The sequence below is a fragment of the Bacillus sp. FSL K6-3459 genome (genome assembly GCF_038003305.1).
GTDB lineage: Bacteria > Bacillota > Bacilli > Bacillales > Bacillaceae > Bacillus > Bacillus pumilus_O.
This window is the reverse complement of the sequence record NZ_JBBOOW010000001.1, coordinates 2,908,276-2,933,085: the sequence shown is the minus strand read 5'-3', so window position 1 is coordinate 2,933,085 and position 24,810 is coordinate 2,908,276. Positions and strand designations below refer to the sequence as shown.

The following is a 24,810-nucleotide window of genomic DNA, read 5'->3' as shown; positions in this document are numbered from 1 at the left end:
ACTGGAGGGGTATTGAATGAGCACACCAAAAGATTTACGTTATTCAGAAGAACATGAATGGGTCAAAGTAGAAGGAGATAAGGTGCGTATCGGTATTACGCATTTTGCTCAATCTGAGCTAGGCGATATCGTGTTCGTTGAGCTTCCTGAAGTAGGAGACAAAATTACAGCGGACGAGCCTTTCGGAAGTGTAGAATCAGTGAAAACAGTTTCTGAGCTTTACGCACCGATCAACGGCACAATCGTCGAAGTGAACGATGAGCTGGATGACAGCCCTGAATTCGTCAATGACTCTCCATACGAAAAAGCATGGATGATCGTGGTAGAGCCAGCTGATACATCTGAAATTGAGAACTTGATGACTGCTGAGCAATATGAAGAAATGACAAAAGAAGACTAATTCACGTGAAATTGGACACTCTACCTTTATGGGGGGTGTCCAATTTGTCTTTTCAAAAAGAACAGGTGGATATAACAGATCATGTCACAGGGCGATTCAAAGAAAGCGGCATGGTGCTGTATCATCAAAATGAAGAGATTGGCACGATGATTAGTGAAAACCAATATGAGTTAAAATCAGGTTATTCCTATGATCAAAATCGTTTTTATCGTCTGACGGATACATTGACTCACGGGACAGAAAAATATGTAGACTGTGATGATGAAAATGGCTGGTGCTAATCACAGATAAGGCTGCAGTGAGCATAAGCTGCAGTCTTTTTAGTGCAAGCCCCAATCTTTACAACCTCGATGAAAGATTGTAATCTAAGGGAGAAGTGAACAACGTCAAAAGGGCCGGGTGATCGTGATGAATGTAGAGGTAGAAAAGGTCATCATTGTAGAAGGTAAAACAGACAAACAAAAGCTAAAAGAAGTCATAAGTGAACCTGTTACCATCATTTGCACCAATGGCACGATCAGTACATCGAAGCTGGATCAGCTCGTAGACGAATTATTGGGGAAAGACGTTTACATATTAGCAGACAGTGACGATGCAGGCGACAAACTGCGGAAGCAATTTCGAAAAGAATTCCCTGAAGCAATTCATCTTTTTGTCGACAGAACGTACCGCGAAGTGGCCGCTTCACCGTCAGCCCACATTGCATCTATCCTATTAGCTGCAAACATTGATGTTCATTCGAAATATGTATGAGGGTGGACGTATATGAAAGAGATTGAAGAACGCGAATTCAAGGAGATAAAGGGCGATTTATTTCTTTTATACTTATATACACCGTTTTGCGGGACATGTCAGCTGGCAAAGAAAATGCTGGCTGTCGTTGACACCATGCAGCCGGATGTACCATTTTACGAAAATAACTTAAACTACTCACCAGGCTTTGCGAAAGCTTTTGAGATCGAAAGCGTTCCTTGCTTTCTAATGTTTAAAAAAGGCGAACTGGTGCAAAAAGGCTATGCCTTTCACTCTGTTCCATATCTTCATGAAATGATTGAAACCGCTAAATAAAGCGGTTTTTTGTCATATTTCAAGCAATTCATCTGAAAATTTGTCGAGTTATTTATAAAGGACAAGGGAATGTTTGTAGAGAAATGTTATGTATAACCAAATGACAGGGAGGTTATACATGTGGAAAAAGTGAAAACCCATGGTAACAAAGGGCAGCGCTTATTGCTAAAACCGCTGCTCTCATCATCATCCTTGAAGATTACATTTGAGGCGGAAACTGACTCTTGTACATTGATTGTGGATGAGCGTGGTGAAGTGAAGAAACTACCTGCAATTGAGTTATCGGATCTCATCTTTTATGGTGAGAGAAAAGAAATACTACAATTATTAGATGGAGATATGTCCTTACAGCAGTTAATTAGCAGGGGACAAGTGAAAGTAAAAGGGTCATTCCGCGCGCTCCTAAGACTAGAGGCGGTGCTCTGGCTGACGAACGGTTTTTTTCGAAAAATGATAACGTAGTCGTTTACTAGGAAATTAGCGATTTACAGCGTTGACATATCTCGGGTAGCATGATATTCTACGTTAGTAAAAACATGAACATCACATAAAACAACATATTTTCTCTTATTAAGAGAGGTGGAGGGACGTGCCCTATGAAACCCGGCAACCGTCAGCATAGCTGAAATTGGTGCCAATTCACTCAAAGCCGCAATGCTTTGAAAGATGAGAGAAAGGCGTATTGAACATAAAAGGCCTTTCTGCTTGCATTGCAGTTAGGTCTTTTTTACTGACCTCAAGCCAGGCGTGAAGCATGGCATCAGGAAGAATAAATAATGTATGTGATGGCAACCTATAGATTCAGCAAGAAAGCAGGTGAACAGACTGTGATCCATTTACAGAATGTATCAAAAACGTATCATTCAAAAAGCGGAAATGTTGATGCCGTGAAAGACGTCAACTTGGATATTGGTAAAGGTGAAATTTTCGGAATTATCGGGTATAGCGGTGCCGGGAAAAGCTCGCTTATTCGCCTATTAAACGGTCTGGAGCTGCCAACAGAAGGAATTGTTGAAGTGGCAGGCAACCGGATCAATGAAGTATCGAATGCGAAACTTCGGAAAGCAAGACAAGAAATTAGCATGATTTTCCAGCACTTTAACCTACTTTGGTCAAGAACAGTGAGACAAAATATTATGTTCCCACTTGAGATCGCAGGTGTACCTACATCGAAACGGAGAGAGCGTGCGAATGAACTGATTAAATTAGTCGGTTTAGAAGGAAAAGAAAATGCGTATCCGTCTCAGCTTAGCGGCGGACAAAAACAGCGTGTGGGGATTGCGAGAGCATTAGCAAATGATCCAAAGGTTCTTCTTTGTGACGAAGCAACATCAGCACTTGATCCGCAAACAACGGATTCTATCCTTGATCTTTTGGCAGATATCAATAAACGACTAGGGCTGACGATTGTGCTGATTACACACGAAATGCATGTCATTCGCAAAATTTGTCATCGCGTGGCGGTGATGGAGAATGGACGCATTGTCGAAGAAGGCGAGGTATTACGCGTCTTCAGACAGCCGAAGGAAGAAATGACGAAGCGATTCGTCCAGCAGCTTGCTGAACCAGAGGAAGCGAAAGAAACAATCGAACACGTCTTAGAGCGCGTAAAAGAAGGTCAGGTCGTACGGTTGTCCTTTATTGGCGATTCTGCCGAGCAACCGCTCATCACTGAAATCATTCGATCCTTCAAGGTCGATGTAAATATCCTTCAAGGAAAGATTTCTCAAACGCAGGAAGGCGCGTTTGGAACACTCTTTATCCATATTAATGGAGAAGAGACTGAGGTAGAAAAAGCCATCGCCTATATCCAAAGCAAACAGGTTGAAATTGAGGTGATGACACATGTTTGAGAAATGGTTTCCGAACGTTGATTTAGAAGTCATTTGGAATGCAACGGGCGAAACGGTCTATATGACACTCATTTCATTGGCGTTTGCCTTTGTGATCGGAATTATTCTTGGACTCCTGCTCTTTCTCACAAGTAAAGGTGGTCTTTGGGAAAATAAACCGATTAACACAGTCATCGGTGCAGTCGTCAACATTTTCAGATCGATTCCTTTTATCATTTTAATCATTCTATTATTAGGGTTTACAAAATTAATTATGGGCACAATTCTAGGTCCAAATGCAGCACTGCCTGCCCTTGTCATTGGGTCAGCTCCATTCTATGCACGTCTTGTCGAAATTGCACTGCGTGAGGTAGACAAAGGAGTCATTGAAGCAGCACGCTCAATGGGAGCGAAAACGTCGACCATCATATTCAAAGTATTGCTGCCAGAATCATTGCCAGCCCTCATTTCAGGTATTACCGTAACAGCAATTGCTTTAATTGGCTCAACTGCGATTGCAGGTGCAATTGGAGCAGGCGGACTTGGTGACCTTGCCTATGTGGAAGGATACCAATCTGGTAATACAGATGTCACACTTTTTGCCACTGTGTTTATTCTCATCATCGTCTTTATTATTCAAATAATCGGTGATTTGATTACAAATAAAATTGATAAACGATAAGGGAGGATTTATTCATGAAGAAATTGATTTTAAGTGCACTATTTCTAGCATTTGCAGGCATTTTAGCTGCATGCGGTTCATCTAATAACGCAAGTGATAGCAAAACCATTACGGTAGCCGCTTCAAAAACACCACATGCCGAAATTCTTGAAGAAGCAAAACCACTTCTAAAAGAAAAAGGCTACGATCTCAAAGTGAAAGTACTTAGTGATTATAAAATGTACAACAAAGCGTTAGCTGAAAAAGAAGTGGATGCAAACTTTTTCCAACATATCCCTTACTTAAATGAAGAAAATAAATCAAACAAAGATTACGACCTAGTGAGTGCAGGTGCGGTTCACCTTGAGCCATTCGGTATCTACTCTAAGAAATACAAATCAGTAAAAGATATTCCAAACGGCGGCACGATCATCATGACAAACAACGTAGCTGAGCAAGGACGTATGCTTGCCCTGCTTCAACATGCTGGTGTCATCAAACTTGACCCAAAGGTTGATACAATCAACGCTACTGTAAAGAACATCAAAGAAAACCCAAAGAATCTAAAGTTCAAAAAAATCGCTCCAGAACTAACAGCGAAAGCTTATGAAAACAGTGAAGGCGATGCTGTGTTTATCAACGTCAACTATGCGATCCAAAATAAATTGAATCCGAAAAACGATTCAATCGAACTTGAGCAAACAAAGAACAACCCATATGCAAACATCGTGGCGGTTCGCAAAGGTGAAGAAAAATCAGATAAGATCAAGACTTTAATGGAAGTTCTTCATTCTGATAAAATCAAAGAATTCATCGATAAAAAATATGATGGTGCTGTACTACCGGTATCTGAATAACCATGTGTCAACAATCTGTAACCTCGCTTTCGTCAAAGCGAGGTTTTTTGTGTATTTTTTCAAATCTCGCTCATAATAAAAATGTACAAATGACCTGAAGGGATGGAATGAAGATGAATGAACAGCATATGAGCGGATCCATGCAGCAGTCGCTGACTGATTATAAAACCGCAATGGGTGAATTTCAGAAGAAAATGCCGGTGTTTGGGAAGAAATTCAATGAATTCACGGAGCAATGTTTTCAGAGCGATTCATTAACGCAAAAGGAAAAACAAATGATTGCTCTTGGCATCAGTATTCATGCACAGGACGAATACTGCATGATTTATCATACAAAAGGAGCGCTAGATCAAGGCGCAACAGAAGAAAATTTGCTAGAGGTTGTCAGCGTGGCAGCAGCATTTGGCGGCGGGGCAGCACTGAGCCAAGGGATTACTGTCGTTCAGCAATGTATTGACGAATTTGGAGGACAGACGCATTAAGGGAAGGAAAGGGCGGTATGTTTCCATATCAGGGAGTTGAGTTCTTCTCAGCCGGTTGTGTGAGAAAATATGCCAGCATAGCAGACTATATCCCTTTTGAGTGAAGCCACATGCCTTTGATACAATAAAGCTACACTCAAAGAAGGGAATGGTTTATTATTTGTTCGGACCATAGTACATTGGGATTGGATTATACCGCCGAGATGGAAAAGGCCATGCATAAGGCTCATGGCATGAGCTATGCAGAGTACGAAAGAGACCATGACTTACGGATGAAAGTGGAATATAAACGAGAGCAGTCCTATCGAGATGAGAAAAGGCAGCTCGCAAAAATGAATATACAAGGCTATTAAATAGCTAAGGGACGGGGAGAACAGTTTCCCGTCCTTTCTTTATGAAAACAGTCTTTTCGACATAAATCCTTTTATCTACCGGCTTTTTTTGTTAGAATTTTGAGAGCATCCTCTCACGCTTATCGTGAATGTGTTGTATTCACTTTTAATTTGTTATAAAATTAGAATGAGAATAAATTGAGAATAATGATTATTTTGGAGGTATCGATATATGACTGCTTCGACATTAACAATTAAGGACTTGCACGTTGAGATTGAAGGGAAAGAAATCTTAAAGGGTGTAAACCTCGAGATAAAAGGTGGAGAATTCCACGCAGTAATGGGACCAAACGGTACAGGTAAATCAACTTTATCTGCTGCAATTATGGGTCACCCTAAATATGAAGTAACAAAAGGCAGCATTTTGCTTGATGGCGAAGATGTACTTGAAATGGAAGTAGATGAGCGCGCTCAAGCAGGTCTTTTCCTTGCGATGCAATACCCATCTGAAATTAGTGGTGTGACAAATGCGGACTTCCTTCGTTCTGCTATTAACGCTCGCAGAGAAGAAGGCGATGAAATTTCTCTCATGAAATTCATTCGCAAAATGGACGAAAACATGGAGTTCCTTGAAATGGACCCAGACATGGCGCAACGCTACCTAAACGAAGGTTTCTCAGGCGGGGAGAAAAAACGCAATGAAATTCTTCAATTAATGATGATTGAACCAAAAATTGCGATCCTTGACGAAATCGATTCTGGTCTTGATATCGATGCGTTGAAAGTGGTTTCTAAAGGAATTAACAGAATGCGCGGCGAAAGCTTCGGCTGCTTAATGATCACTCACTATCAGCGTCTACTGAACTACATCACACCAGATCACGTTCATGTCATGATGCAAGGACGTATCGTGAAATCTGGCGGACCAGAGCTTGCACAACGTCTAGAAGCAGAAGGCTATGACTGGATTAAAAAAGAGTTAGGAATTGAAGACGAAACTGTTGGTCAAGAAGCGTAAGCGTTAGGAGGATTATTGATGACATTAGAAACGAAATTATCAGTAGATCAAGATTATGTCAAAAGCTTCTCCGAGAAGCATCAGGAACCGGCATGGATGAGTTCCCTTCGCTTACAGGCTCTTGAAAAAGCAGAAGACCTTCCAATGCCAAAGCCTGACAAAACGAATATTTCTAAATGGAATTTAACCAATTTCAAACAGCATACAGTCGAAAGTGCACCATTTGGATCATTAGAAGAGCTTCCTGAAGAAGTGAAATCTCTTATTGATTTAGAGGACACGGATAAGACAGTTTACATTCAGCGTGATCAAACGCCAGCATACTTATCTCTTTCAACAGAAGCGAAAGACAAAGGCGTGATCTTCACTGATCTTCATACAGCGCTTCGTGAACATGGCGATCTAGTGAAGAAATACTTCATGACTGATGCAGTGAAAGTAGATGAGCATAAACTAACAGCTTTACATGCTGCTTTAGTGAATGGTGGAGCTTTCCTCTTTGTACCGAAAAATGTGGAACTTGAAGCGCCAATTCAAGCCGTCTACCTACATGAAAACGACGACACGACTTTGTTCAACCATGTCATCGTTGTAGCAGATGATCATAGTTCAGTGACTTATGTAGAAAACTACATCAGTACAGCAAAACCTGAAGAAGCCATCTTCAATATCGTGTCCGAAGTGTTCACGGGTGCTAATGCTCGCGTCACTTACGGTGCAGTAGATAACCTTTCAGAAGGTGTCACAGTTTATGTGAATAGACGCGGTATGGCAAGTGGCCGTGACAGTAAAATCGAATGGGCGCTTGGCTTAATGAATGATGGAGACGTCGTGTCTGAAAACATCACAAAGCTTATGGGCGACGGGACATTCGGTGATACAAAATCAGTTGTTGTTGGCCGCGGGAATCAAACGGAAAACTTTACAACAAGCATCATCCACTTCGGGAAAAACTCTGAAGGGTATATCTTGAAGCATGGTGTCATGAAGGATCAAGCATCCTCTATCTTTAACGGAATCGGTAAAATCGAGCATGGCGCAACGAAGTCAAATGCTGAGCAGGAATCACGTGTTCTCATGCTGAGTGAGAAAGCACGCGGTGACGCAAACCCAATTCTATTAATTGATGAAGATGACGTAACAGCAGGGCATGCTGCTTCTGTTGGACGTGTCGATCCAATTCAACTGTATTACCTCATGAGCCGCGGAATTTCCAAAGAAGATGCAGAAAGACTTGTGATTTATGGCTTCTTAAATCCAGTCGTCAAAGAACTGCCGATTGAAGGAGTTAAAAAGCAGCTCGTTTCTGTGATTGAAAGGAAAGTAAAATAATGAATATCAAAGACGTTCGTGAGCAATTTCCAATCCTTCATCAGCAAGTGAACGGACATGATTTGGTGTATTTGGACAGTGCAGCGACTTCTCAAAAACCAAGAGTGGTCATTGATGCAATGAATGAGTATTACCGGTCTTACAACTCGAACGTCCACAGGGGTGTTCATACCCTTGGCACAAGAGCAACGGACGCATACGAGGGTGCGAGAGAGAAAGTTCGTGCATTCATCCGTGCTTCATCTGTCCAGGAGATTATTTTTACTAGAGGGACAACAACTGCACTAAACACAGTGGCGATCAGCTATGCTAGAGCAAACCTCAAAGAAGGCGATGAGATTGTCATTACGCACATGGAGCACCATGCGAATATCATCCCTTGGCAGCAAGCAGCAAAAGCAACTGGCGCCACATTGAAATACATTCCGTTACAGGAAGACGGCACACTATCGCTTGAAGATGTGAAGCAAACGATCACACATCAAACGAAAATCGTCGCTGTCACACATGTTTCAAACGTATTAGGAACCATCAACCCGATTAAAGACATCGCAAAGATTGCCCACGATCACGGTGCTATTATCGTCGTCGATGGTGCGCAGAGCACCCCGCACATGCAAATTGATGTTCAGGATCTAGATTGTGACTTTTTCGCATTCTCTGGGCATAAAATGTGTGGACCGACTGGCATCGGTGTACTTTACGGGAAGAAGGACCTTTTGAATAATATGGAGCCTGCTGAGTTTGGCGGTGAAATGATCGACTTTGTGGATCTGTATGATTCTACTTGGAAAGAGCTTCCGTGGAAATTTGAAGCGGGAACACCGATTATTGCCGGAGCAGTTGGACTCGGAAAAGCGATTGATTTCTTAAATGACATTGGTATGGAGGAAGTCAGCCGTTACGAGCATCAGCTTGCCACTTATGCGCTTGAACGCTTTAAGGAGCTTGATGGTGCGACTGTTTATGGACCGCAGCACCGAGCTGGGCTTGTGACGTTTAATTTAGATGACGTCCATCCGCATGATGCGTCTACTGTTCTGGATACGGAAGGTGTCGCCATTCGTGCTGGACACCACTGTGCACAGCCGCTTATGAAATGGCTTGGTGTATCAGCGACTGCAAGAGCAAGCTTCTATCTGTATAATACAGAAGAAGAGATTGACCAACTCATTGCAGCGCTCCGTAAGACAAAGGAGTATTTTACGAATGTCTTTTAATGTAAACTTAGACACACTGTACAGACAAGTGATTATGGATCATTATAAAAATCCGAGAAACAAAGGTGTGTTAAACGACAGCATTGTCGTCGATATGAACAACCCAACGTGTGGTGACCGCATTCGTCTCACGATGAAAATCGAAGACGAAAAAGTCACCGATGCGAAATTTGAAGGAGAAGGATGCTCGATTTCAATGGCATCTGCCTCTATGATGACGCAGGCGATTAAAGGGAAAGATATTGAAACAGCTTTGAAAATGTCTCAGATTTTCTCCGATATGATGCTAGGAAAAGAATACGACGATTCCATTGATCTTGGTGACATTGAGGCGTTGCAGGGAGTCGCAAAATTCCCTGCCCGCATCAAATGTGCAACATTATCCTGGAAGGCGCTTGAAAAAGGCGCATCTGCCGAAGATAACGGCAAATCATAAGATTGGAGTGAAAATGGATGGCTAAAAAAATGCCAGATGTTGGTGAATATAAATACGGCTTTTCTGATAAAGACGTTTCCATTTTCCGTTCAGAGCGCGGACTGACAAAAGAGATCGTTGAAGAAATTTCTCGTATGAAAGAAGAGCCCGAGTGGATGCTCGACTTCCGTTTGAAATCTCTTGAGCACTTTTATAACATGCCGATGCCACAATGGGGCGGAGATTTAAATGCATTAAACTTTGATGAAATTACGTACTACGTAAAGCCATCAGAGCGCTCTGAGCGTTCTTGGGATGAAGTACCAGAAGAAATCAAACAAACCTTTGATAAGCTTGGGATCCCAGAAGCAGAGCAAAAATATTTAGCTGGTGTATCTGCTCAATATGAATCTGAAGTTGTGTATCACAACATGAAGCAAGACCTTGAAGATCTAGGCATTGTGTTTAAAGATACAGACAGCGCATTAAAAGAAAACGAAGACATCTTCCGTGAGCACTGGGCAAAAGTCATTCCTCCGACTGACAACAAATTTGCTGCGCTTAACTCGGCTGTGTGGTCTGGTGGTTCATTTATCTACGTACCAAAGGGTGTCAAAGTAGATACACCACTTCAAGCATACTTCCGTATCAACTCTGAGAACATGGGTCAGTTCGAGCGTACACTGATCATCGTTGACGAAGGCGCGCATGTGCATTACGTAGAAGGCTGTACAGCTCCAGTTTACACAACAAACTCACTTCACAGTGCGGTTGTTGAAATCATCGTGAAAAAAGGCGGCTACTGCCGTTATACAACGATTCAAAACTGGGCAAACAACGTCTTCAACCTTGTAACGAAACGTACAGTATGTGAAGAAAATGCAACGATGGAATGGATTGATGGAAACATCGGTTCTAAACTGACAATGAAATACCCAGCCGTCATCCTAAAAGGTGAAGGCGCACGTGGTATGACATTAAGTATTGCCCTAGCAGGTAAAGGTCAGCACCAAGATGCAGGTGCAAAAATGATTCACCTTGCACCAAACACATCTTCAACGATCGTATCGAAATCGATTTCCAAACAAGGTGGTAAAGTCACATACCGTGGAATCGTTCACTTCGGACGTAAAGCAGAGGGTGCACGCTCAAACATCGAGTGTGACACACTCATCATGGATAACAAATCAACATCTGATACGATCCCTTACAATGAAATCTTAAACGACAACATTTCATTAGAGCACGAAGCGAAGGTATCAAAAGTATCAGAAGAACAGCTATTCTACTTGATGAGCCGCGGAATTTCTGAAGAAGAAGCAACAGAAATGATCGTCATGGGCTTCATCGAGCCATTCACAAAAGAACTGCCAATGGAATACGCCGTTGAAATGAACCGTTTGATTAAGTTCGAAATGGAAGGTTCTATTGGTTAAAATTTAAAAACCTTTATTTACAAGGGTTTGAATAGTGTAGAAGGCGAACTTTTGAAGTTCGTCTTCTTTTATTTTTCAGTAATATCTAGATAAATGTCCTCTGTTGTTTTAATCGATTTATGCCCTAAGCGATTTCATACATATTTAAAGCTTGCACCTGATTCAAGTAGCAGAACTGCATGGGTATGCCTAAACGTGAGCCCTTTATAATCAACACCAGCTTTTTTGCAGTAACTCTACATTGGTATGATGAATAGTAGAAGGTGCTAAATAATGACCGTAACAATTTTGAAAAATGTTACCATCTTCATTTTTGTGAGATTGTTCATTTTCTAAAAATAGTCATTTTTCTTCAATTTTTGTTTTTGTGGATTCCTTTACATTAGCTTTTTTATGTTTGTTCAAGCCAACCTCTCACAAATTCATCAAATAACATAATTTCTATCGTATATTGTTTGTCCAAAATATTTTCTTTCTTCAACTTTTGCTGCTTCAATTTCTGCCTGTTTTGTTTTAAATGTAATTACTAACTTTCCAACCTTCCAACCTTGTGAACTCGTGCTTTCCATTTTCCACTAGCTACATGCCTTTAACTTAGATATGGACAAGGTATTATGAGTAAAAGCCGAAAAGTTAGAAAACTAGGCGGTTTTAATAAAGGTATTGTTTTAGAAAAAGGTAATAGAGTTAGAGTAGTTTTAGTGGAGAAATGAAAAAAGCCCTTCTTGAAAAAGAAGGGTTCTTGTCTTTTGAAAGAAGCATGGGGAAATGGAGACAGCTATAAATAACAATTAATCACCGATCCCTAGGTTTTATGCTTGGGTTAGAATGTTATCAGTTACATATTGGAAGCCTACACTATTTTCTATTGCTTCCACCATATTTCTTGCTATAGCCTCAACCACTGGAACTGCAACTGAATTTCCAAATTGTCGATATGCCTGAGTATCTGAAACAGGAATTACAAATTCCTTTGGAAACCCTTGTAACCTTGCACATTCTCTTGGTGTTAGTTTTCGAGGGTTTTTCCCTTCCCCTTGACTAATCAGTATTTCACTACCATCTTTATAATAACGGGCACTAATGGTATTTGTATGTGGACTATCTTCGGTAAATAATGAAAAGCCGAAACCATTGCCTTTTTTCTTGTGCTCCTCTTTACGACGTAAATGCCCCTCATATAGACGGTCAGAAATAGTATATTTTTCATCTACATGTTCTTCTAAAATGCTCCCAACTCTGGTTGGTTCATTAGTTGGTTTCGGAAATTGAAATGCAATTTCTCTACCTCCTAATGGATTGTAAAATCCAACAATGTAAATACGTTCCCTGTTTTGAGGAACCCCAAAATCTGCTGCCCGTAAAACCCTGTAGTCTACAGTATAATCCAAATCTTCTCTTAAAACTCGAAGGATTGTTTCTAAAGTTTTCCCTTTATTGTGTCCTTTAAGCTGCTTTACATTTTCTAATAAGAAAGCTTGTGGCCTTCTTTTTTCTATAATACGAGCAATATCAAAGAAAAGAGTTCCCCTCGTATCCTCAAAGCCCTTTTTATGTCCTGCTTGTGAAAATGGCTGACAAGGGAATCCCCCCAATAAAATGTTATGCTCTGGGATCTGTTCAGCAGGAATTTGTGTAATATCGCCTTCGGGTTCATCTCCATAATTCATTTTGTATGTTTTAGCAGCAAACTTATCCCATTCGGAAGCAAATACAGAGAGCCCACCTTGTTTCTGAAAAGCTAACCGTATTCCACCAATTCCTGCAAATAAATCTATCATCGTAAACTTAGGATTTTCAGGCGGTGGAAATTGAGGCTTTTCTGGGAAATCCATGATGGCTTTGAATTCTATTGAAGAAGGTACGGATTCTCCATTTTCCCAACGTCTTAAAGTTCTATCACCATTTCTCCCAAGACCAAGTGCATCTGCTAGTTCTTTTTGTGTAAGTCCTAATCGCTCACGTTTTAATTTAATCTCTTTGTGCATTATAAATCGTGTCTCCTCAGGGACAGGTTGTCCTATTAATGACACAAATTATACCGAACATTCTTTCGTTTGTCTACAGTCATTTGTATTTAGTTCATAAGCTTAGTTTTCGTTGGAGAATCATGGTATGTTAAAAGAGAAGCGATTAGGAGGTTATTTTATTGGATATCGATCATTTTAAAAATCAAATCAAAAGTAATAGAAATGCTCTTATTCCCAAACCAAGAGACTTAGTAAAAGTAGCATTACAAAATTCTCCCTATTACCATAAGGACATATTCTTTTTTTTAGAAAATGCCACTGAAATTCTCTATGGACTGAGAGCTGAATGCTGGGATACATACTTAAAGTATGAAAAACAATTTAATATCAAAATGGGGAAATTTTTGGTTCAAAAAGACTCTGATATTCGTAACAGTCCAAATAGCAACGTCGAAGAGATTATAGGAACTTTTTTAGAAAAATATAGCGACCATCTTTTTGAGTTATCGAAAAGTAACACGAATTCTAGGCGTGCTCGAGCAGGAAAAGAATTTGAAGCAATTATAGAAGCAATTTTGTTGCGTTCAGGTATCTTTTTTGATGACCAAGGGGTTATAGGATCAAAATTATTTGAAACTGAGCGCTTAGGAAAGCTTGTCGATTGTGTGGTACCTGGTGTTATTGAATATAACTTGGAAAAAAGAAAATGCTCCTTAATTTCAATGAAAACAACATTACGGGAAAGATGGCAGGAAGTACCTGAGGAAATGAAAAGAACAGGAGCCCAAGAAATGTTTTTGCTTACACTCGATGACAATATTTCAAAAAATACGATTGAAAGCTTAGCTTCACATAATATTACTTTGGTCGTCCCAGATGAATTAAAATCAAAAAACTATAAAGGATATCTAAGTGTTTATGGTTTAACTCAATTTCTTTATGAATTAATTGATCGGAATCAGTCTTGGGTTAAACGTACAGATTTACCAAGAAGATATTACGAAGATAAACTGAAGACCATTTCCTTACGTCTTGAAGATATTATCGACCCTTATGAGCGTAATATTTTCAAGGAACTCGAAAAATTCTGTCTTCAAAGAATAAATAATGAAATTTGACTTAGATAATTGCAATTTATTTCAATGACATTATTATCTAATAGATAAGGTTCCTTTTAAAAGGTTGGGTTAATCTTCTGCATGTGTTACTTGGTCACAACATATTCTACAATTCAGCCTCCTTTTTTTCCTATTTTAAATAAATAGCCAACGTTAATGATATTTGGTAATACTGGATTAATTATTGGAAAGTTTTAAAACAAATTATATAATAAGAGTATTCATCTTCATTTTATAAAACAGTAATTGGAGGATATATTTGTGCTTAGAGACTTAAATGAGTTAGCTAATACCTCAATGAATCAATATCGCAAAACATTTGTGAATGAAGAATTTAAGTTGAAAAGAGATTTTAAAGAGAGATTTGCACAGGTATTAGAGTCACACAATACAACAATTAAGTATTATGATTACACTGCGGAAATAACCTTAAGCTCAACTAATAAGATATTTTGCCCGAATCAATGGTTCTATATTGCTACATTCGCTGTAGAATTTTGCTCTGAATTGATTAAGTATAAGGGGATATTAGTAAACCTATCTGAGTCAGATGTTAGTGGTATGAACAGAAAACAATTTTTTGAAAAAGTTAAAAATCTAAAAGGTAAAAATATTGATGATTTTGCTCCTGATATTAAAGAGGCTATTATTAATTATTTTAATGAGGACGAAACAAGTGCTGAGTATTTATGTCGTTTTCTAACAGAGTATTCTTGGTGGTTTGGTAGTAAAACAATTGACAGACATCAAGATTATTATAACTCGCCAGTACTAAGTTTACTTGGTCTAGTTGCTGTTAGCCAAGGGTATATAGCGGATATTGTTTATTACATGGCCTCTGACCAACAGCTATTGGAGTATTCTCGTGATTTACAAGTGCAAGGCTTCAGGAAATCAACGGATTCAACTGCAGAAAACTTAATAGTTTATGGGGCACCAGGTACAGGGAAAAGTAGATATTTAGAAGATAATTTTTCAAATATAATGCGAGTTGTTTTCCATTCTGAATACTCTTATTATGACTTTTTAGGTAGCTATAAACCTACCCCTTTATACAAAAACTCTGATGCTTTATTACATAGAATAAACGGAGATGTCTTCGAACTAGGTGAACCGTTTATTGATTACCAGTATATTCCAGGTCCGTTTATCAAGATTCTAATTAAAGCTCTTCGAAATCCTAATAATAAATACACATTGCTTATAGAGGAAATAAATAGGGCTAATGCACCCACGGTTTTCGGCGATATCTTCCAATTGTTGGACAGAAAAGGAGATGGAGCAAGTCAGTACAAGATTGAACCAAATGAAGACCTTAAAAATTATCTAATGTCACTTTTAGATATTAAACATCTTTTTAAAGATGGCTTATTTATTCCTGGAAATATGAGCATTGTTGCAACTATGAATAGTGGTGACCAAGGAGTATATGTCCTTGACTCTGCATTTAAACGACGTTGGAAGTTTAAGTATATGCCTATAAAAGAAAGGGGTTTCGTACATGAAAAGAATTCTGTAAACTATGCAGGGGAAACATTTGAGTGGAGAATAATCCTTACTGTTATAAATTCTAAGCTTAAAAATTTAGGAGTTAACGAAGATCGTTTACTTGGACCATTCTTTATCAGTCCAGAAGAAATAGAGGACTCAAACAGTTTTACTTCAAAGTTATTAATTTACCTTTGGGATGATGTTGTACGATACAAGAGAGAGAATTTTTTTGCTCCTGATATAAGGACATACTCTGACTTGGTAACAGGTTTTGTTTCAGGTGTTGATGTAATGAATATAAAAAACGAAATCAATAAAGTTTTAGAGAATGAACAAGTGTTACAAGCAAATGAAGTCGAAATTGAACAACAGCTTTTGGAAGAAGAGTTAGGTGAAGAATAAAAAGGCAGAATTTTGGTGGGATATTTGAGTGAAACAGGTACCAAATTACACAACTAAAATTGAATATATTGAATATATAAATGATTATCCACAGGAATTTACCGACCAGTTAATAAATAAAGGAATTTGTAGAGTCAGTGAAAACAAAATTAAATTTATAGCGACTGGGGTATTAATTTATAAAAACTCTTTGGTCATTATTTTTCCTAAGGCATATAAAGTTCCAACGGAGGATGAATTACTAAAAGAACATATTCAGATTCTTTTTAACGTTTTGTTAAGATACAGAAGGGAAGCAAAACTCACTGCTGAGGAAATGAACTTGCTTGGTGGGGAAAATGGCCAACTTAATGGTAACCTTTTTACTTCGTATAGTCTTATTCAGGATTTCACCCAAAATGGACTATTAATGAAGGAAATAAAGATAAAGGACTCAACCATTTCAGGACACATTGATTGGTCAGCAACAATAAGTAAAAAACAACCTATGATTTCGATAGGATCTGTAATTTATACAGACCCTATCTCTAGAAAAACAATTATTGACCGTCAACATCAATTATTAATTATACATAAATATTGCGTTTATAAAAGCTTAGAAAAATACGGTTGGCTTTTTGGAGTTACATCAGACAATGCTAACCTTGATGTTACAGAGCTGAATTGTGACATTAATTATGCAATAAGTTTCTTAACTAAAGAGCTAAATAGTACTTTTATTGAGAGAGAAATAAATACTATTAAAATGATTATGAACTTTTTATTAGGTATTGAACAAAAAGGTTGTGAGGAACAAATAGAAACATTAGTTACACCTTACTTTCAAAATGTATGGGAACAAGTGTGTAGCACGATCTTTAATAACCAGTATAAGATTCTCAAAAAAATAATACCAAAACTAAAATGGGAAATTGATAGCCCTGCAATAGTCCAGCCTCAAAGACCTGACATAATTATGTTGAGGAGAAGAACGATGTATATTCTTGATGCTAAATATTATAACTCTTATGTTAATCTACCAGGATGGCATGATGTGGTAAAGCAATTATTTTACGCCATCACTATTTTTAATAATATTAATTCAAAGGACTTTAGGTTACATGACAAAAAGTTAGAGAAGAAAGTAAAAGAAATTATAAAGGTTGAAAATGTATTTCTTTTTCCGTCAGAAGAAGAAGAGCCTATAAAATATGTTGGGAAAGTGAATATTGAGAGAAATCAGGATTTTGATGATATTAGGGTTTATAAATTAAATACTTTTTTTGTAATGAAATGTTATATCGGGAAAGGGAATTACGATTATATAAATTCATTGGAAGAAATAACAGCCTGTCTTAACAAAGAATAAAAACAAATGAAATTTTGAATTTAAACGTATTAATTCCTAAGCATAATTTAGTGTCCTTAAAAAGTAAAAAGATATAAGAAAAACCACTTAACTAATTAGTTAACGGTTTTTATCATTCTAAATTATATAAAACTAAATGTTTCTTCTCATCATTCATTTAAGCTACTGTATATTAGCAACTTGTTATTTAGTCTGGCTTTTTGACCATTTATTGATATTGGCCTGATTTGAAAATTTATGAGTAATACCCTAATTTTATACGGCTTTAACCATTCCAAGAAAGTGCCAAGTTGAAATTATAATCCATTTTAAACTATTTGAAGAAATACCTATATATCAAGGGTTTGAGTTTCTTTTTTTTTTATTTTTTCCGTGCCATTTTAGGTACAATTAATCAAGTTCGAAATGGAAGGTTCAATCGGTTAATAAAAGAAGACCAAAAAACGTGATATCAAACGTTTTTGGTCTTTTTATTTTTGAAAAAATCCAATTCATATCTCGCCATGCGAGTAAAACGCATCAAAGGCTTTAGACAAATCGTCAGCTGCAGATGTCAAGATCGTTTCTTCTTCTAAAATCGCTGTTCCTTGTGCTCGGACAATATGAAATTGTTGAAAGCCCATCAAGTTTTGGAATATTTCTTTTAGGTAGTAATGTGAGAATTCCAGAGGTGTGTATCGATCGTGATTTGTGAAAATTGAGCCGCTTGCTTGAAGCAAAAGTACACGATAATCATCAGTCATCAGACCAATTGAACCATTTTCTGTATATTTGAATGTTTCTCTAGCAATTAAGATATAATCTATATAATCTTTCATACGTGACGTCACATTAAAATTATGAACAGGTGATACAATCACGATTCGATGATGTGCTTTGAATTGAGCCAATAAAGCAGAGGAAGCAGCAGCGATTTTTTCTTCGGTAGCTGTTAATGTTTGTTCAGATGCTTGCTTATCCCAAATACGTAGCAGCTGGTCTTTTTCGATACGAGGAATTTCAGTTTCATGTAAATGTAAAATGGTTGGTTCTTCATGAGGGAATTTCTCTTTAAACTGTTCTAAAAATATTGTTTGCAGTTTATTTGAATAACTTTCTCGATGTGTGAAATCAGGGTGCGCGTTAATGATTAATGTTTGCATATACATGCTCCTTTTCTTTTGATAAACTGAGTATAAAATATAAAGGTGACAAAACATGTCACCTATTTTAGAAGGAAAATCAAAATGAAAAAATCTGAACGATTAAACCAAGAGCTTATTTTTTTAAGTGATAAGTACTCATTTCAATTAAAGGATTTAGAAACCGAATTTGGCATTTCGAAACGTACGGCTTTGCGAGATATGGAAGAGTTAGAGTCCATGGGTTTAGCTTTTTATGTTGAACCTGGCAGACATGGAGGATATAGACTGGTGAATCAATCTCCATTAGTGCCTATTTATTTCAATACCGATGAAGTTCAAGCTATTTTTTTCGCGCTTAAAGCGCTAGACCTACTGTCAGCCACTCCATTTAAAAAGTCCTACTCGCAAATTCGGCAAAAACTGTTTGCTACAATGTCTGATGAGAGAAAACAAATGATTACGGAGACTTTGGAAGTAATTCATTACTATAATGTCGCACCAGTTAGTGAACAAAATCATTTGGAATTGATTTTACAGGCGATGATGGAAGATCAAATCGTGAAGATGATGTACACTCAATATGAAAATAAAAGGATCAGGCTGCAATTTCTTGAGTTATTTTATCGAAATGGGATTTGGTTCACCAAAGCATATGATGTTCAAAATGAAAAGTGGGGCATCTATAGATGTGACTTTATGAAGGACTTGATGATTGAAGATGAAGGCAGAGACACCTATACGAAGGAAGAATTAAAAGCAATGCAGATGGAGTACGAAAAAACTTATCATGATATCTCATTTAAATGTCGATTAACGGAACAAGGAAAAGAAAAGTTTTTGAAGAATCATTATCCAAATATGAGATTGGAGATCGTTGATGATACTCCTTATATTATGGGTGGGTACAACCAAGAAGAATTATCTTATATGACTCATTATTTGATCACATTTGGGAAACATGTGAAAATTGAATACCCAGATGAATTAAAAGAGAGTTATTTGATTCAATTGCAAGAAATGATTGATCAGTATTGAAAGAGAACGGATTGTCTCTGAATCACAAAAAACTAATCATATTAAAAAAGGCGAATTGTAGCCATTCGCCTTTTTTCTTTTACTTCGCCGCCTGAAATGTATTTGTTTTCGATTGGTCATTGACCTTCCCATACGTCAGCTGACGCCAAATAAATTCCATCGGTCCATACTTAAAGCGCTTTAACCAAAACGTACTGAAAAGCACAAGGAAGACATACACGCCAATAGCCATAAAGAACGTACCAGCCGGCTGGAGATGATCGACAAGCCCCGCTCCATACTTTAGAAATAGCAGAGTTCCAATGATCGAGTGAAGCAAATAACAGGTCAGGGACATCCGTCCGACTTTTGTAAAGACCATCAAAGCACCTCGCAGCTGTGGAACGTGCAGAAACAGCATCGCAAGTGTACTCATATAAAACATACTGCCAGTTAGTCCTCCGTTTTGTTCCAGAGCAGTAGCAATGCTCACCCAGAGTGTATTTTCAAAAGGATTGATTGTTACAATGATCGTACTGCTTTGAGTGATGAGAAAAGCGATTGTACAGATGAGCCAAATCCGATTCCAAATCGTTTTTTTCGCCTCCATGTTTTTGAAAAACGCCATTTTCACAAAATACACACCAAGTAAAAACATGAAGAACATAGAATAGACAGTAGAAAAAGAACTTGAAGCCATCGTTATCATATCTGTCCACCGATCACCAATCGATGCTAAATAAGTCATACTGTTGTGGCTGATTAATTCAAAATCAGCAAAGTCCGGCTTGCCTGATGATCCTGTATTGATGGTATTGAGCAGCATCGTGAAAAAGGGCGTGAGCAATTGAATCACAAAGAGTGCGATCAACCAGTATCCGATGGTTTTGGCTGTGCGTTTGTAAAAGAAAAGCAATAAAAAGCCAGCGACTGCATAATACGCTAAAATATCACCAATCCAAACAAAAGTTAAATGCAGAAGGCCAAATCCTAAAAGAATGGTTAGTCTGCGGGCAAACAGCTTGTTCGGACTGTCCACCTTCTGAGCAGCTCGATCCATAAAAATCATAAAACCAACGCCGAATAGGAAGGAGAACAACGTAATGAACTTCCCTGAGGCGAACCAATTCACCAAGTTGTGAAAGACATCATTTGCTCCCATATCAAATCCCTTCGCCGAATCCACAATCAAAAAGTAATTCACCAAAATAATACCCATTAAGGCAAATCCCCGTACGATGTCTAAGAAATGAACCCGATCTTTCAAACTCATCGCGTGTGCTACTTTGTTTGCATTCATATCCATGCTCCTTTTCTTGTTATGATAAATGTCATTCGGATCAATCCATCGATCCTTACAATGAATCAATATACGTCCCAATTCTTAACAATTTATGAAGATCCAATTCTTTGAAAATAAATATGACAAATTGATGGAGAACGGTCAATTTCATAAACTGTTAAGATTTATACTGTATCTTTTCACATAGCTAGATGATATATAGTAAAGACATAAAAGAAAGTACATCACGTATCATGAGGTGAGAGAGACATGACACATCGAATATTAGTCGTAGAAGATGATCGGGATATTGGGGACCTTTTGCAAGAATCCCTTACACGTGCTGGATATGAGGTGCTGAGAGCGATGAATGGCGAGCAAGCATTGAAGTTTGTGGACGATTCGCTCGATTTGGTGATTTTGGATGTGATGATGCCGGGGCTATCAGGCATCGAAACGTGCCAGCAGATGAGAGCTTCTTCTAATGTTCCGATTCTATTCCTAACAGCCAAATCAAGTACATTCGATAAAACCGAAGGCTTACTTGCCGGCGGGGATGATTATATGACAAAACCTTTTTCACAGGAAGAGCTTCATGCTAGAGTCATTGCACAATTACGCAGGTACACCGTCTATCAGGAAAAAAAGGAACAGGAAGAAACTTTTCTTGTTGGGGGCAAGCTAAGGGTGAGCGAAGAATTTAATGAAGTGTGGAAAGAAAATCAACAACTCAAGCTGTCTGATTTAGAATATCGTATGTTGAAGCTGCTGATGAGCAGGCGAAACAAAATCTTTTCAGCCCAAAATATTTATGAGAGCGTGTGGGGACAGCCTTATTTCTATTGTTCCAACAATACGGTGATGGTGCATATTCGAAAGCTGCGTGCCAAAATTGAAGATGATCCTGCACGTCCTATCTATATCAAAACCGAATGGGGAAGAGGATACCGATTTGGCACATCGTAAATATACGCTAGCTAAAAAGCTGGCATTGCTGATTTTGGCGGCTGCCATTGTGAGCGGTCTTGTTTTTATGACACTGCAAAAGATCACCAATGACCTCATTGACGGATACTTGAGTTCGGACGAGTATTATGAGGAGGAGTCAGCTAAATATATTCAAAAATTCAGTCGTTATGTGTCTGAGAATAAGCTGTCTTCAACAGATCGAAAAGCGTTTGGTGAGTGGGTGAAAGAAGAGAATTACATTAATTTGACCATCTTCAAGGATGAGGTGCTACAATATGACTCCATCTATTCCGCTGCTGATGAATCGGCGTATGGAAAAGAAAAGGTGACCCAATACGCCGAGCATCATTCTTATCCGGTTCAGTTTAGCGACGGTGAAGGACGGGTCATGGTGGATGGTTTCTATTCGTCTCGTTACCACGATCTTGCCTTTACACTTGAGCTGCTCGGAGCGACACTTATTTTTCTCCTGATTGTTCTTCTCGGTATTCGCAAAAGTTTACGCTACTTGCAAACGATTCATCAAGACATTCATATTCTTGAAGGCGGCGAGCTGGACTATGAGATGACGGTGAAAGGGCATGACGAATTAGCGATGATTGCCAAAAGTATTGAGGACCTTCGTAAAGCTTTTTTGGACAAGCTTCAAGCGATCGATGAGCTGCAAGAAGAGAGCCGCAGCTTGGTTACCGAAATGTCACACGATATGAGGACTCCGCTGACGTCGCTAATGATGAATTTGGAGTTTGCGAAAAAAGAGGAGGCTGGAGCGGATACACGTAAAGATCAATATATAGCAAGTGCTTATGAAAAAGCACTGCAATTGAAAAACCTGTCTGATAATCTGTTTGCCTATTTTCTACTTGATAAAGAACATGAACCTGAGCTTGAGACCGTTGCAGTCAAAGAGGTCATTTACGATCTCTTATCAGATCAGGTGGCGATCTTGCAGCAAGAGACATTCAAGGTTCATCTTTTAGGAGAGCTGCCAGACAGCTATATCAATGTGAATGTCGAGGAGCTTGGCCGAGTGTTTGATAACCTGATGTCGAACATACTGAAATACGCTGACCCGAAAAAGGACATCAATCTCACATTTTTATCCGACCAAGAAATCTTTGAGATCCATATCAGCAATGCGATAAACGAGACAAATGACACGCAGGAGAGCACTGGACTTGGTGAACGAAGCATAAAACGAATGATGTCCCGCATGCACGGGCAGTTTGAAAGAATGGAAAAGAACGGCGTTTACTACATTGTGCTGCGTTTCTGGCACATTAAAATATAGGTGAAAAATGAATAACATGGAATGGAGAGACAATCTAATGAAACGATTCAACAACTTCCAAAAGGTACCCGATCTCTTGCAAGGTCTTCTGAATATTTGTCTATTCTTTCTAGCCATTGCTTTAAGTGTCCTCTTAATTAGTGAGACTTGGTATATTGTCCAATTTGTCTACAAGAATGTGGTCAACAAAGGAGAAAGCTATTATGAAATGCTTGGTGAGCTGCTGATCTTCTTTATGTACTTTGAGTTTATTGCCTTAATTATTAAGTACTTTAAATCAAACTTTCATTTTCCCCTTCGCTACTTTATTTATATTGGCATCACAGCCGTCATCCGTTTGATTATCATCGATCATAAAGAGGCTGTATCGACCTTCTGGTGGGCGCTGACCATTTTAGCCATGACTGTTGCTCTCTTTATCGCTAGTAAACGACATGCAGTTCAGGAGCATGAAGAAGTGAAGTAAGGGAAGAAGACGAACACTGATCGTTCGTCTTTTTTCATGTCTGGACATTGACGAAATGAACACTCAGTCGTTATCTGTCTATTAATGAACGGTTAGGGTCAGATTGACAATTGATTGACATGCATCTAAAAAGTAGAATATGAGTAACAGTAAACAAACAGTTGTTCATTAATGAATAACTGTTTGTTATGGTGAATGATCAGTTGGATAAAAAGGTTTTTTCCTGATGTACATCTTCATATGGTATGCTTTAGAAGCCTTATCTTTCCATCGACATTGGTCATCATGATTCTATGAACAGGGGTCGATCATATGCGAAGCATTCAAAGTTTTTTAGTAGAAAAGCTGCTTGTTTTGACGAAAAAGAAACTCAATGTAAATGATTATCTAGAAGAACGAAGAAGAGCAAATCAATTACCTTATGAATTACCTGAAAAAATCAAGAATAACTATAAAATCACTAAAAACCACTCGTTTCCAGTCGATACGTACATGTTGAAATCAAATGTGCAGCCCGATGATCATCAGGTGTTGTTTATACCAGGTGGCGGCTATATTGAACAGCCTTTAACTTGGCATTGGCGTTTTTTAGACCGATTGACGAAGCAATTAAATAGTACGGTGTATGTGCCGGTTTATCCAAAAGCACCGAACTATCAGTATATGGATGCGATCGAGAGTGTCCTTCCTGTGTACCAAGCTCTTTTAGAGAAAGGAACACCTGAAAATATCGTCATCATGGGTGATTCTGCTGGTGGAGGTTTATCGTTAGCTTTTGCTCAATACTTGGCAAAAAAGGGCTTGCCGCAGCCAGGGAATATCATTCTTTTATCACCATGGCTAGATGTTACATTAAGCAACCCAGATATCGCTGCTATGGTTCCAAAAGAACCAATGCTCAATCTAGCCCTATTAATTGAAGCTGGAAAAAGATATGCGGGTGAAATGGATGAAACACACCACTTAATCAGTCCAATCTATGGGGATATCAAATCACTGGGGCGAATTTCTGTTTTTATAGGCACTCACGAATTCTTCCTTCCAGATGCCCGTAAATTCAAAGAGATGGCAGATAAGCAGGGGGTTCCAATAAACTATATAGAATATCCTAAAATGAATCATGTGTTTCCTGTTTTCCCTATACCAGAAGCAAAAAAAGCGTTAAACCAAATTGTCGCGATTATTGAAAGTAATACCTTCCCTTTGAAAGAATGCAATGAATAAGCTATAGGAATGAGGATGACTAGCGCAGCTGGCCATTCTTGTTTCTGTTTGAAGGAGT

Annotated in this window: 26 protein-coding genes and 1 riboswitch; of the genes, 23 read left to right on the top strand and 3 right to left on the bottom strand. The window is 38.5% G+C overall.

The window, feature by feature from the left end:
- The first annotated feature begins 16 nt into the window (after positions 1 to 16).
- The 15 genes from gcvH to sufB all read left to right on the top strand — a co-directional run bounded on the left by gcvH (position 17) and on the right by sufB (position 11,053).
- The gene (gcvH, locus tag MHI35_RS15030) at positions 17 to 400 is read left to right on the top strand and encodes a glycine cleavage system protein GcvH (RefSeq protein ID WP_003213614.1); all 384 of its coding nucleotides are present in this window, start codon (positions 17 to 19) and stop codon (positions 398 to 400) included.
- A gap of 44 nt (positions 401 to 444) precedes the next feature.
- Positions 445 to 681: a YusG family protein gene (locus MHI35_RS15025; RefSeq protein WP_034659913.1), complete on the top strand. Its 237-nt coding sequence runs from the start codon at positions 445 to 447 to the stop codon at positions 679 to 681.
- Between the two features lie 127 nt (positions 682 to 808).
- Positions 809 to 1,153, top strand: coding sequence for a toprim domain-containing protein (locus MHI35_RS15020; protein ID WP_335349318.1), 345 nt, complete (start codon positions 809 to 811; stop codon positions 1,151 to 1,153).
- A 12-nt stretch (positions 1,154 to 1,165) separates the two neighbouring features.
- Complete coding sequence (locus MHI35_RS15015; RefSeq protein WP_335349319.1) at positions 1,166 to 1,468, top strand: thioredoxin family protein; 303 nt, start codon at positions 1,166 to 1,168, stop codon at positions 1,466 to 1,468.
- A gap of 120 nt (positions 1,469 to 1,588) precedes the next feature.
- The gene (locus MHI35_RS15010) at positions 1,589 to 1,930 is read left to right on the top strand and encodes an SCP2 sterol-binding domain-containing protein (protein WP_012011189.1); all 342 of its coding nucleotides are present in this window, start codon (positions 1,589 to 1,591) and stop codon (positions 1,928 to 1,930) included.
- Positions 1,931 to 2,032: 102 nt separating this feature from the next.
- Positions 2,033 to 2,141, top strand: a riboswitch (SAM riboswitch).
- A gap of 154 nt (positions 2,142 to 2,295) precedes the next feature.
- A complete protein-coding gene (locus MHI35_RS15005; RefSeq protein ID WP_012011187.1) occupies positions 2,296 to 3,321 on the top strand; it encodes a methionine ABC transporter ATP-binding protein in 1,026 nt (341 codons plus the stop codon).
- Positions 3,314 to 3,982 carry a methionine ABC transporter permease gene (locus tag MHI35_RS15000; protein WP_211063519.1) on the top strand — a complete coding sequence of 223 codons (669 nt, stop codon included), beginning with the start codon at positions 3,314 to 3,316 and terminating at the stop codon, positions 3,980 to 3,982. The genes MHI35_RS15005 and MHI35_RS15000 overlap by 8 nt, the downstream gene beginning before the upstream one ends.
- A gap of 14 nt (positions 3,983 to 3,996) precedes the next feature.
- On the top strand, positions 3,997 to 4,818 hold the full coding sequence (metQ, locus tag MHI35_RS14995) for a methionine ABC transporter substrate-binding lipoprotein MetQ (protein WP_012011185.1): 822 nt from the start codon (positions 3,997 to 3,999) through the stop codon (positions 4,816 to 4,818).
- 113 nt (positions 4,819 to 4,931) lie between these two features.
- Positions 4,932 to 5,300 (top strand): carboxymuconolactone decarboxylase family protein, encoded by a 369-nt coding sequence (locus MHI35_RS14990; RefSeq protein WP_003212803.1) that lies wholly within the window; start codon positions 4,932 to 4,934, stop codon positions 5,298 to 5,300.
- Between the two features lie 215 nt (positions 5,301 to 5,515).
- Positions 5,516 to 5,653, top strand: a complete 138-nt coding sequence (locus MHI35_RS14985) for a hypothetical protein (RefSeq protein WP_162835676.1) — start codon at positions 5,516 to 5,518, stop codon at positions 5,651 to 5,653.
- 211 nt (positions 5,654 to 5,864) lie between these two features.
- Positions 5,865 to 6,650 (top strand): Fe-S cluster assembly ATPase SufC, encoded by a 786-nt coding sequence (gene sufC / locus MHI35_RS14980; RefSeq protein ID WP_003213654.1) that lies wholly within the window; start codon positions 5,865 to 5,867, stop codon positions 6,648 to 6,650.
- A gap of 18 nt (positions 6,651 to 6,668) precedes the next feature.
- Entirely contained in the window at positions 6,669 to 7,982 is a 1,314-nt protein-coding gene (gene sufD, locus MHI35_RS14975) for a Fe-S cluster assembly protein SufD (RefSeq protein WP_211063518.1), read from the top strand.
- Positions 7,982 to 9,202 (top strand): cysteine desulfurase, encoded by a 1,221-nt coding sequence (locus tag MHI35_RS14970; protein WP_119125330.1) that lies wholly within the window; start codon positions 7,982 to 7,984, stop codon positions 9,200 to 9,202. The genes sufD and MHI35_RS14970 overlap by 1 nt, the downstream gene beginning before the upstream one ends.
- Positions 9,192 to 9,638, top strand: a complete 447-nt coding sequence (gene sufU, locus MHI35_RS14965) for a Fe-S cluster assembly sulfur transfer protein SufU (protein ID WP_012011181.1) — start codon at positions 9,192 to 9,194, stop codon at positions 9,636 to 9,638. The genes MHI35_RS14970 and sufU overlap by 11 nt, the downstream gene beginning before the upstream one ends.
- 17 nt (positions 9,639 to 9,655) lie before the next feature.
- A complete protein-coding gene (sufB, locus tag MHI35_RS14960; protein WP_088001775.1) occupies positions 9,656 to 11,053 on the top strand; it encodes a Fe-S cluster assembly protein SufB in 1,398 nt (465 codons plus the stop codon).
- 812 nt (positions 11,054 to 11,865) lie between these two features.
- Here sufB and dcm read toward each other — a convergent pair.
- The gene (dcm, locus tag MHI35_RS14955; RefSeq protein ID WP_144492873.1) at positions 11,866 to 13,041 is read right to left on the bottom strand and encodes a DNA (cytosine-5-)-methyltransferase; all 1,176 of its coding nucleotides are present in this window, start codon (positions 13,039 to 13,041) and stop codon (positions 11,866 to 11,868) included.
- A 161-nt stretch (positions 13,042 to 13,202) separates the two neighbouring features.
- Between dcm and MHI35_RS14950 the strand changes: the two genes are divergently transcribed.
- The 3 genes from MHI35_RS14950 (at position 13,203) to MHI35_RS14940 (ending at position 17,382) form a co-directional block, all read left to right on the top strand.
- Positions 13,203 to 14,141, top strand: coding sequence for a type II restriction endonuclease (locus MHI35_RS14950; RefSeq protein ID WP_335349320.1), 939 nt, complete (start codon positions 13,203 to 13,205; stop codon positions 14,139 to 14,141).
- 261 nt (positions 14,142 to 14,402) lie between these two features.
- Positions 14,403 to 16,034, top strand: a complete 1,632-nt coding sequence (locus MHI35_RS14945; RefSeq protein ID WP_335349321.1) for an AAA family ATPase — start codon at positions 14,403 to 14,405, stop codon at positions 16,032 to 16,034.
- A gap of 28 nt (positions 16,035 to 16,062) precedes the next feature.
- Positions 16,063 to 17,382 (top strand): LlaJI family restriction endonuclease, encoded by a 1,320-nt coding sequence (locus tag MHI35_RS14940; RefSeq protein WP_335349322.1) that lies wholly within the window; start codon positions 16,063 to 16,065, stop codon positions 17,380 to 17,382.
- A 491-nt stretch (positions 17,383 to 17,873) separates the two neighbouring features.
- On the opposite strand, the gene MHI35_RS14935 is transcribed toward MHI35_RS14940, so the two are convergent.
- Positions 17,874 to 18,524, bottom strand: coding sequence for an FMN-dependent NADH-azoreductase (locus tag MHI35_RS14935; protein WP_335349732.1), 651 nt, complete (start codon positions 18,522 to 18,524; stop codon positions 17,874 to 17,876).
- Between the two features lie 84 nt (positions 18,525 to 18,608).
- Between MHI35_RS14935 and MHI35_RS14930 the strand changes: the two genes are divergently transcribed.
- Positions 18,609 to 19,541: a helix-turn-helix transcriptional regulator gene (locus MHI35_RS14930; RefSeq protein WP_211063483.1), complete on the top strand. Its 933-nt coding sequence runs from the start codon at positions 18,609 to 18,611 to the stop codon at positions 19,539 to 19,541.
- Between the two features lie 79 nt (positions 19,542 to 19,620).
- Here MHI35_RS14930 and MHI35_RS14925 read toward each other — a convergent pair whose 3' ends face one another.
- The gene (locus MHI35_RS14925; protein ID WP_211063482.1) at positions 19,621 to 20,820 is read right to left on the bottom strand and encodes a DUF418 domain-containing protein; all 1,200 of its coding nucleotides are present in this window, start codon (positions 20,818 to 20,820) and stop codon (positions 19,621 to 19,623) included.
- A gap of 252 nt (positions 20,821 to 21,072) precedes the next feature.
- On the opposite strand from MHI35_RS14925, the gene MHI35_RS14920 reads away from it, so the two are divergent.
- The 4 genes from MHI35_RS14920 to MHI35_RS14905 all read left to right on the top strand — a co-directional run bounded on the left by MHI35_RS14920 (position 21,073) and on the right by MHI35_RS14905 (position 24,752).
- Positions 21,073 to 21,768 (top strand): response regulator transcription factor, encoded by a 696-nt coding sequence (locus tag MHI35_RS14920; RefSeq protein WP_211063481.1) that lies wholly within the window; start codon positions 21,073 to 21,075, stop codon positions 21,766 to 21,768.
- Positions 21,755 to 23,062 (top strand): HAMP domain-containing sensor histidine kinase, encoded by a 1,308-nt coding sequence (locus tag MHI35_RS14915; RefSeq protein WP_211063480.1) that lies wholly within the window; start codon positions 21,755 to 21,757, stop codon positions 23,060 to 23,062. Before MHI35_RS14920 ends, MHI35_RS14915 begins: the two co-directional genes overlap by 14 nt.
- Positions 23,063 to 23,099: 37 nt before the next feature.
- Complete coding sequence (gene psiE, locus MHI35_RS14910) at positions 23,100 to 23,528, top strand: phosphate-starvation-inducible protein PsiE (protein WP_012011173.1); 429 nt, start codon at positions 23,100 to 23,102, stop codon at positions 23,526 to 23,528.
- Positions 23,529 to 23,840: 312 nt separating this feature from the next.
- Positions 23,841 to 24,752 (top strand): alpha/beta hydrolase, encoded by a 912-nt coding sequence (locus MHI35_RS14905; RefSeq protein ID WP_211063479.1) that lies wholly within the window; start codon positions 23,841 to 23,843, stop codon positions 24,750 to 24,752.
- The last annotated feature ends 58 nt before the right edge of the window (positions 24,753 to 24,810 follow it).

What these genes read in the sequence shown, in the direction of transcription:
- gcvH (WP_003213614.1), top strand. Translation starts at nt 17, where the DNA reads ATGAGCACACCAAAAGATTTACGTTATTCAGAAGAACATGAATGGGTC.
- MHI35_RS15020 (WP_335349318.1), top strand. Translation starts at nt 809, where the DNA reads ATGAATGTAGAGGTAGAAAAGGTCATCATTGTAGAAGGTAAAACAGAC.
- MHI35_RS15015 (WP_335349319.1), top strand. Translation starts at nt 1,166, where the DNA reads ATGAAAGAGATTGAAGAACGCGAATTCAAGGAGATAAAGGGCGATTTA.
- MHI35_RS15000 (WP_211063519.1), top strand. Translation starts at nt 3,314, where the DNA reads ATGTTTGAGAAATGGTTTCCGAACGTTGATTTAGAAGTCATTTGGAAT.
- metQ (WP_012011185.1), top strand. Translation starts at nt 3,997, where the DNA reads ATGAAGAAATTGATTTTAAGTGCACTATTTCTAGCATTTGCAGGCATT.
- MHI35_RS14990 (WP_003212803.1), top strand. Translation starts at nt 4,932, where the DNA reads ATGAATGAACAGCATATGAGCGGATCCATGCAGCAGTCGCTGACTGAT.
- MHI35_RS14985 (WP_162835676.1), top strand. Translation starts at nt 5,516, where the DNA reads ATGCATAAGGCTCATGGCATGAGCTATGCAGAGTACGAAAGAGACCAT.
- sufC (WP_003213654.1), top strand. Translation starts at nt 5,865, where the DNA reads ATGACTGCTTCGACATTAACAATTAAGGACTTGCACGTTGAGATTGAA.
- sufD (WP_211063518.1), top strand. Translation starts at nt 6,669, where the DNA reads ATGACATTAGAAACGAAATTATCAGTAGATCAAGATTATGTCAAAAGC.
- MHI35_RS14970 (WP_119125330.1), top strand. Translation starts at nt 7,982, where the DNA reads ATGAATATCAAAGACGTTCGTGAGCAATTTCCAATCCTTCATCAGCAA.
- sufU (WP_012011181.1), top strand. Translation starts at nt 9,192, where the DNA reads ATGTCTTTTAATGTAAACTTAGACACACTGTACAGACAAGTGATTATG.
- sufB (WP_088001775.1), top strand. Translation starts at nt 9,656, where the DNA reads ATGGCTAAAAAAATGCCAGATGTTGGTGAATATAAATACGGCTTTTCT.
- dcm (WP_144492873.1), bottom strand. Translation starts at nt 13,041, where the DNA reads ATGCACAAAGAGATTAAATTAAAACGTGAGCGATTAGGACTTACACAA.
- MHI35_RS14935 (WP_335349732.1), bottom strand. Translation starts at nt 18,524, where the DNA reads ATGCAAACATTAATCATTAACGCGCACCCTGATTTCACACATCGAGAA.
- MHI35_RS14930 (WP_211063483.1), top strand. Translation starts at nt 18,609, where the DNA reads ATGAAAAAATCTGAACGATTAAACCAAGAGCTTATTTTTTTAAGTGAT.
- MHI35_RS14925 (WP_211063482.1), bottom strand. Translation starts at nt 20,820, where the DNA reads ATGAATGCAAACAAAGTAGCACACGCGATGAGTTTGAAAGATCGGGTT.
- MHI35_RS14920 (WP_211063481.1), top strand. Translation starts at nt 21,073, where the DNA reads ATGACACATCGAATATTAGTCGTAGAAGATGATCGGGATATTGGGGAC.
- psiE (WP_012011173.1), top strand. Translation starts at nt 23,100, where the DNA reads ATGAAACGATTCAACAACTTCCAAAAGGTACCCGATCTCTTGCAAGGT.
- MHI35_RS14905 (WP_211063479.1), top strand. Translation starts at nt 23,841, where the DNA reads ATGCGAAGCATTCAAAGTTTTTTAGTAGAAAAGCTGCTTGTTTTGACG.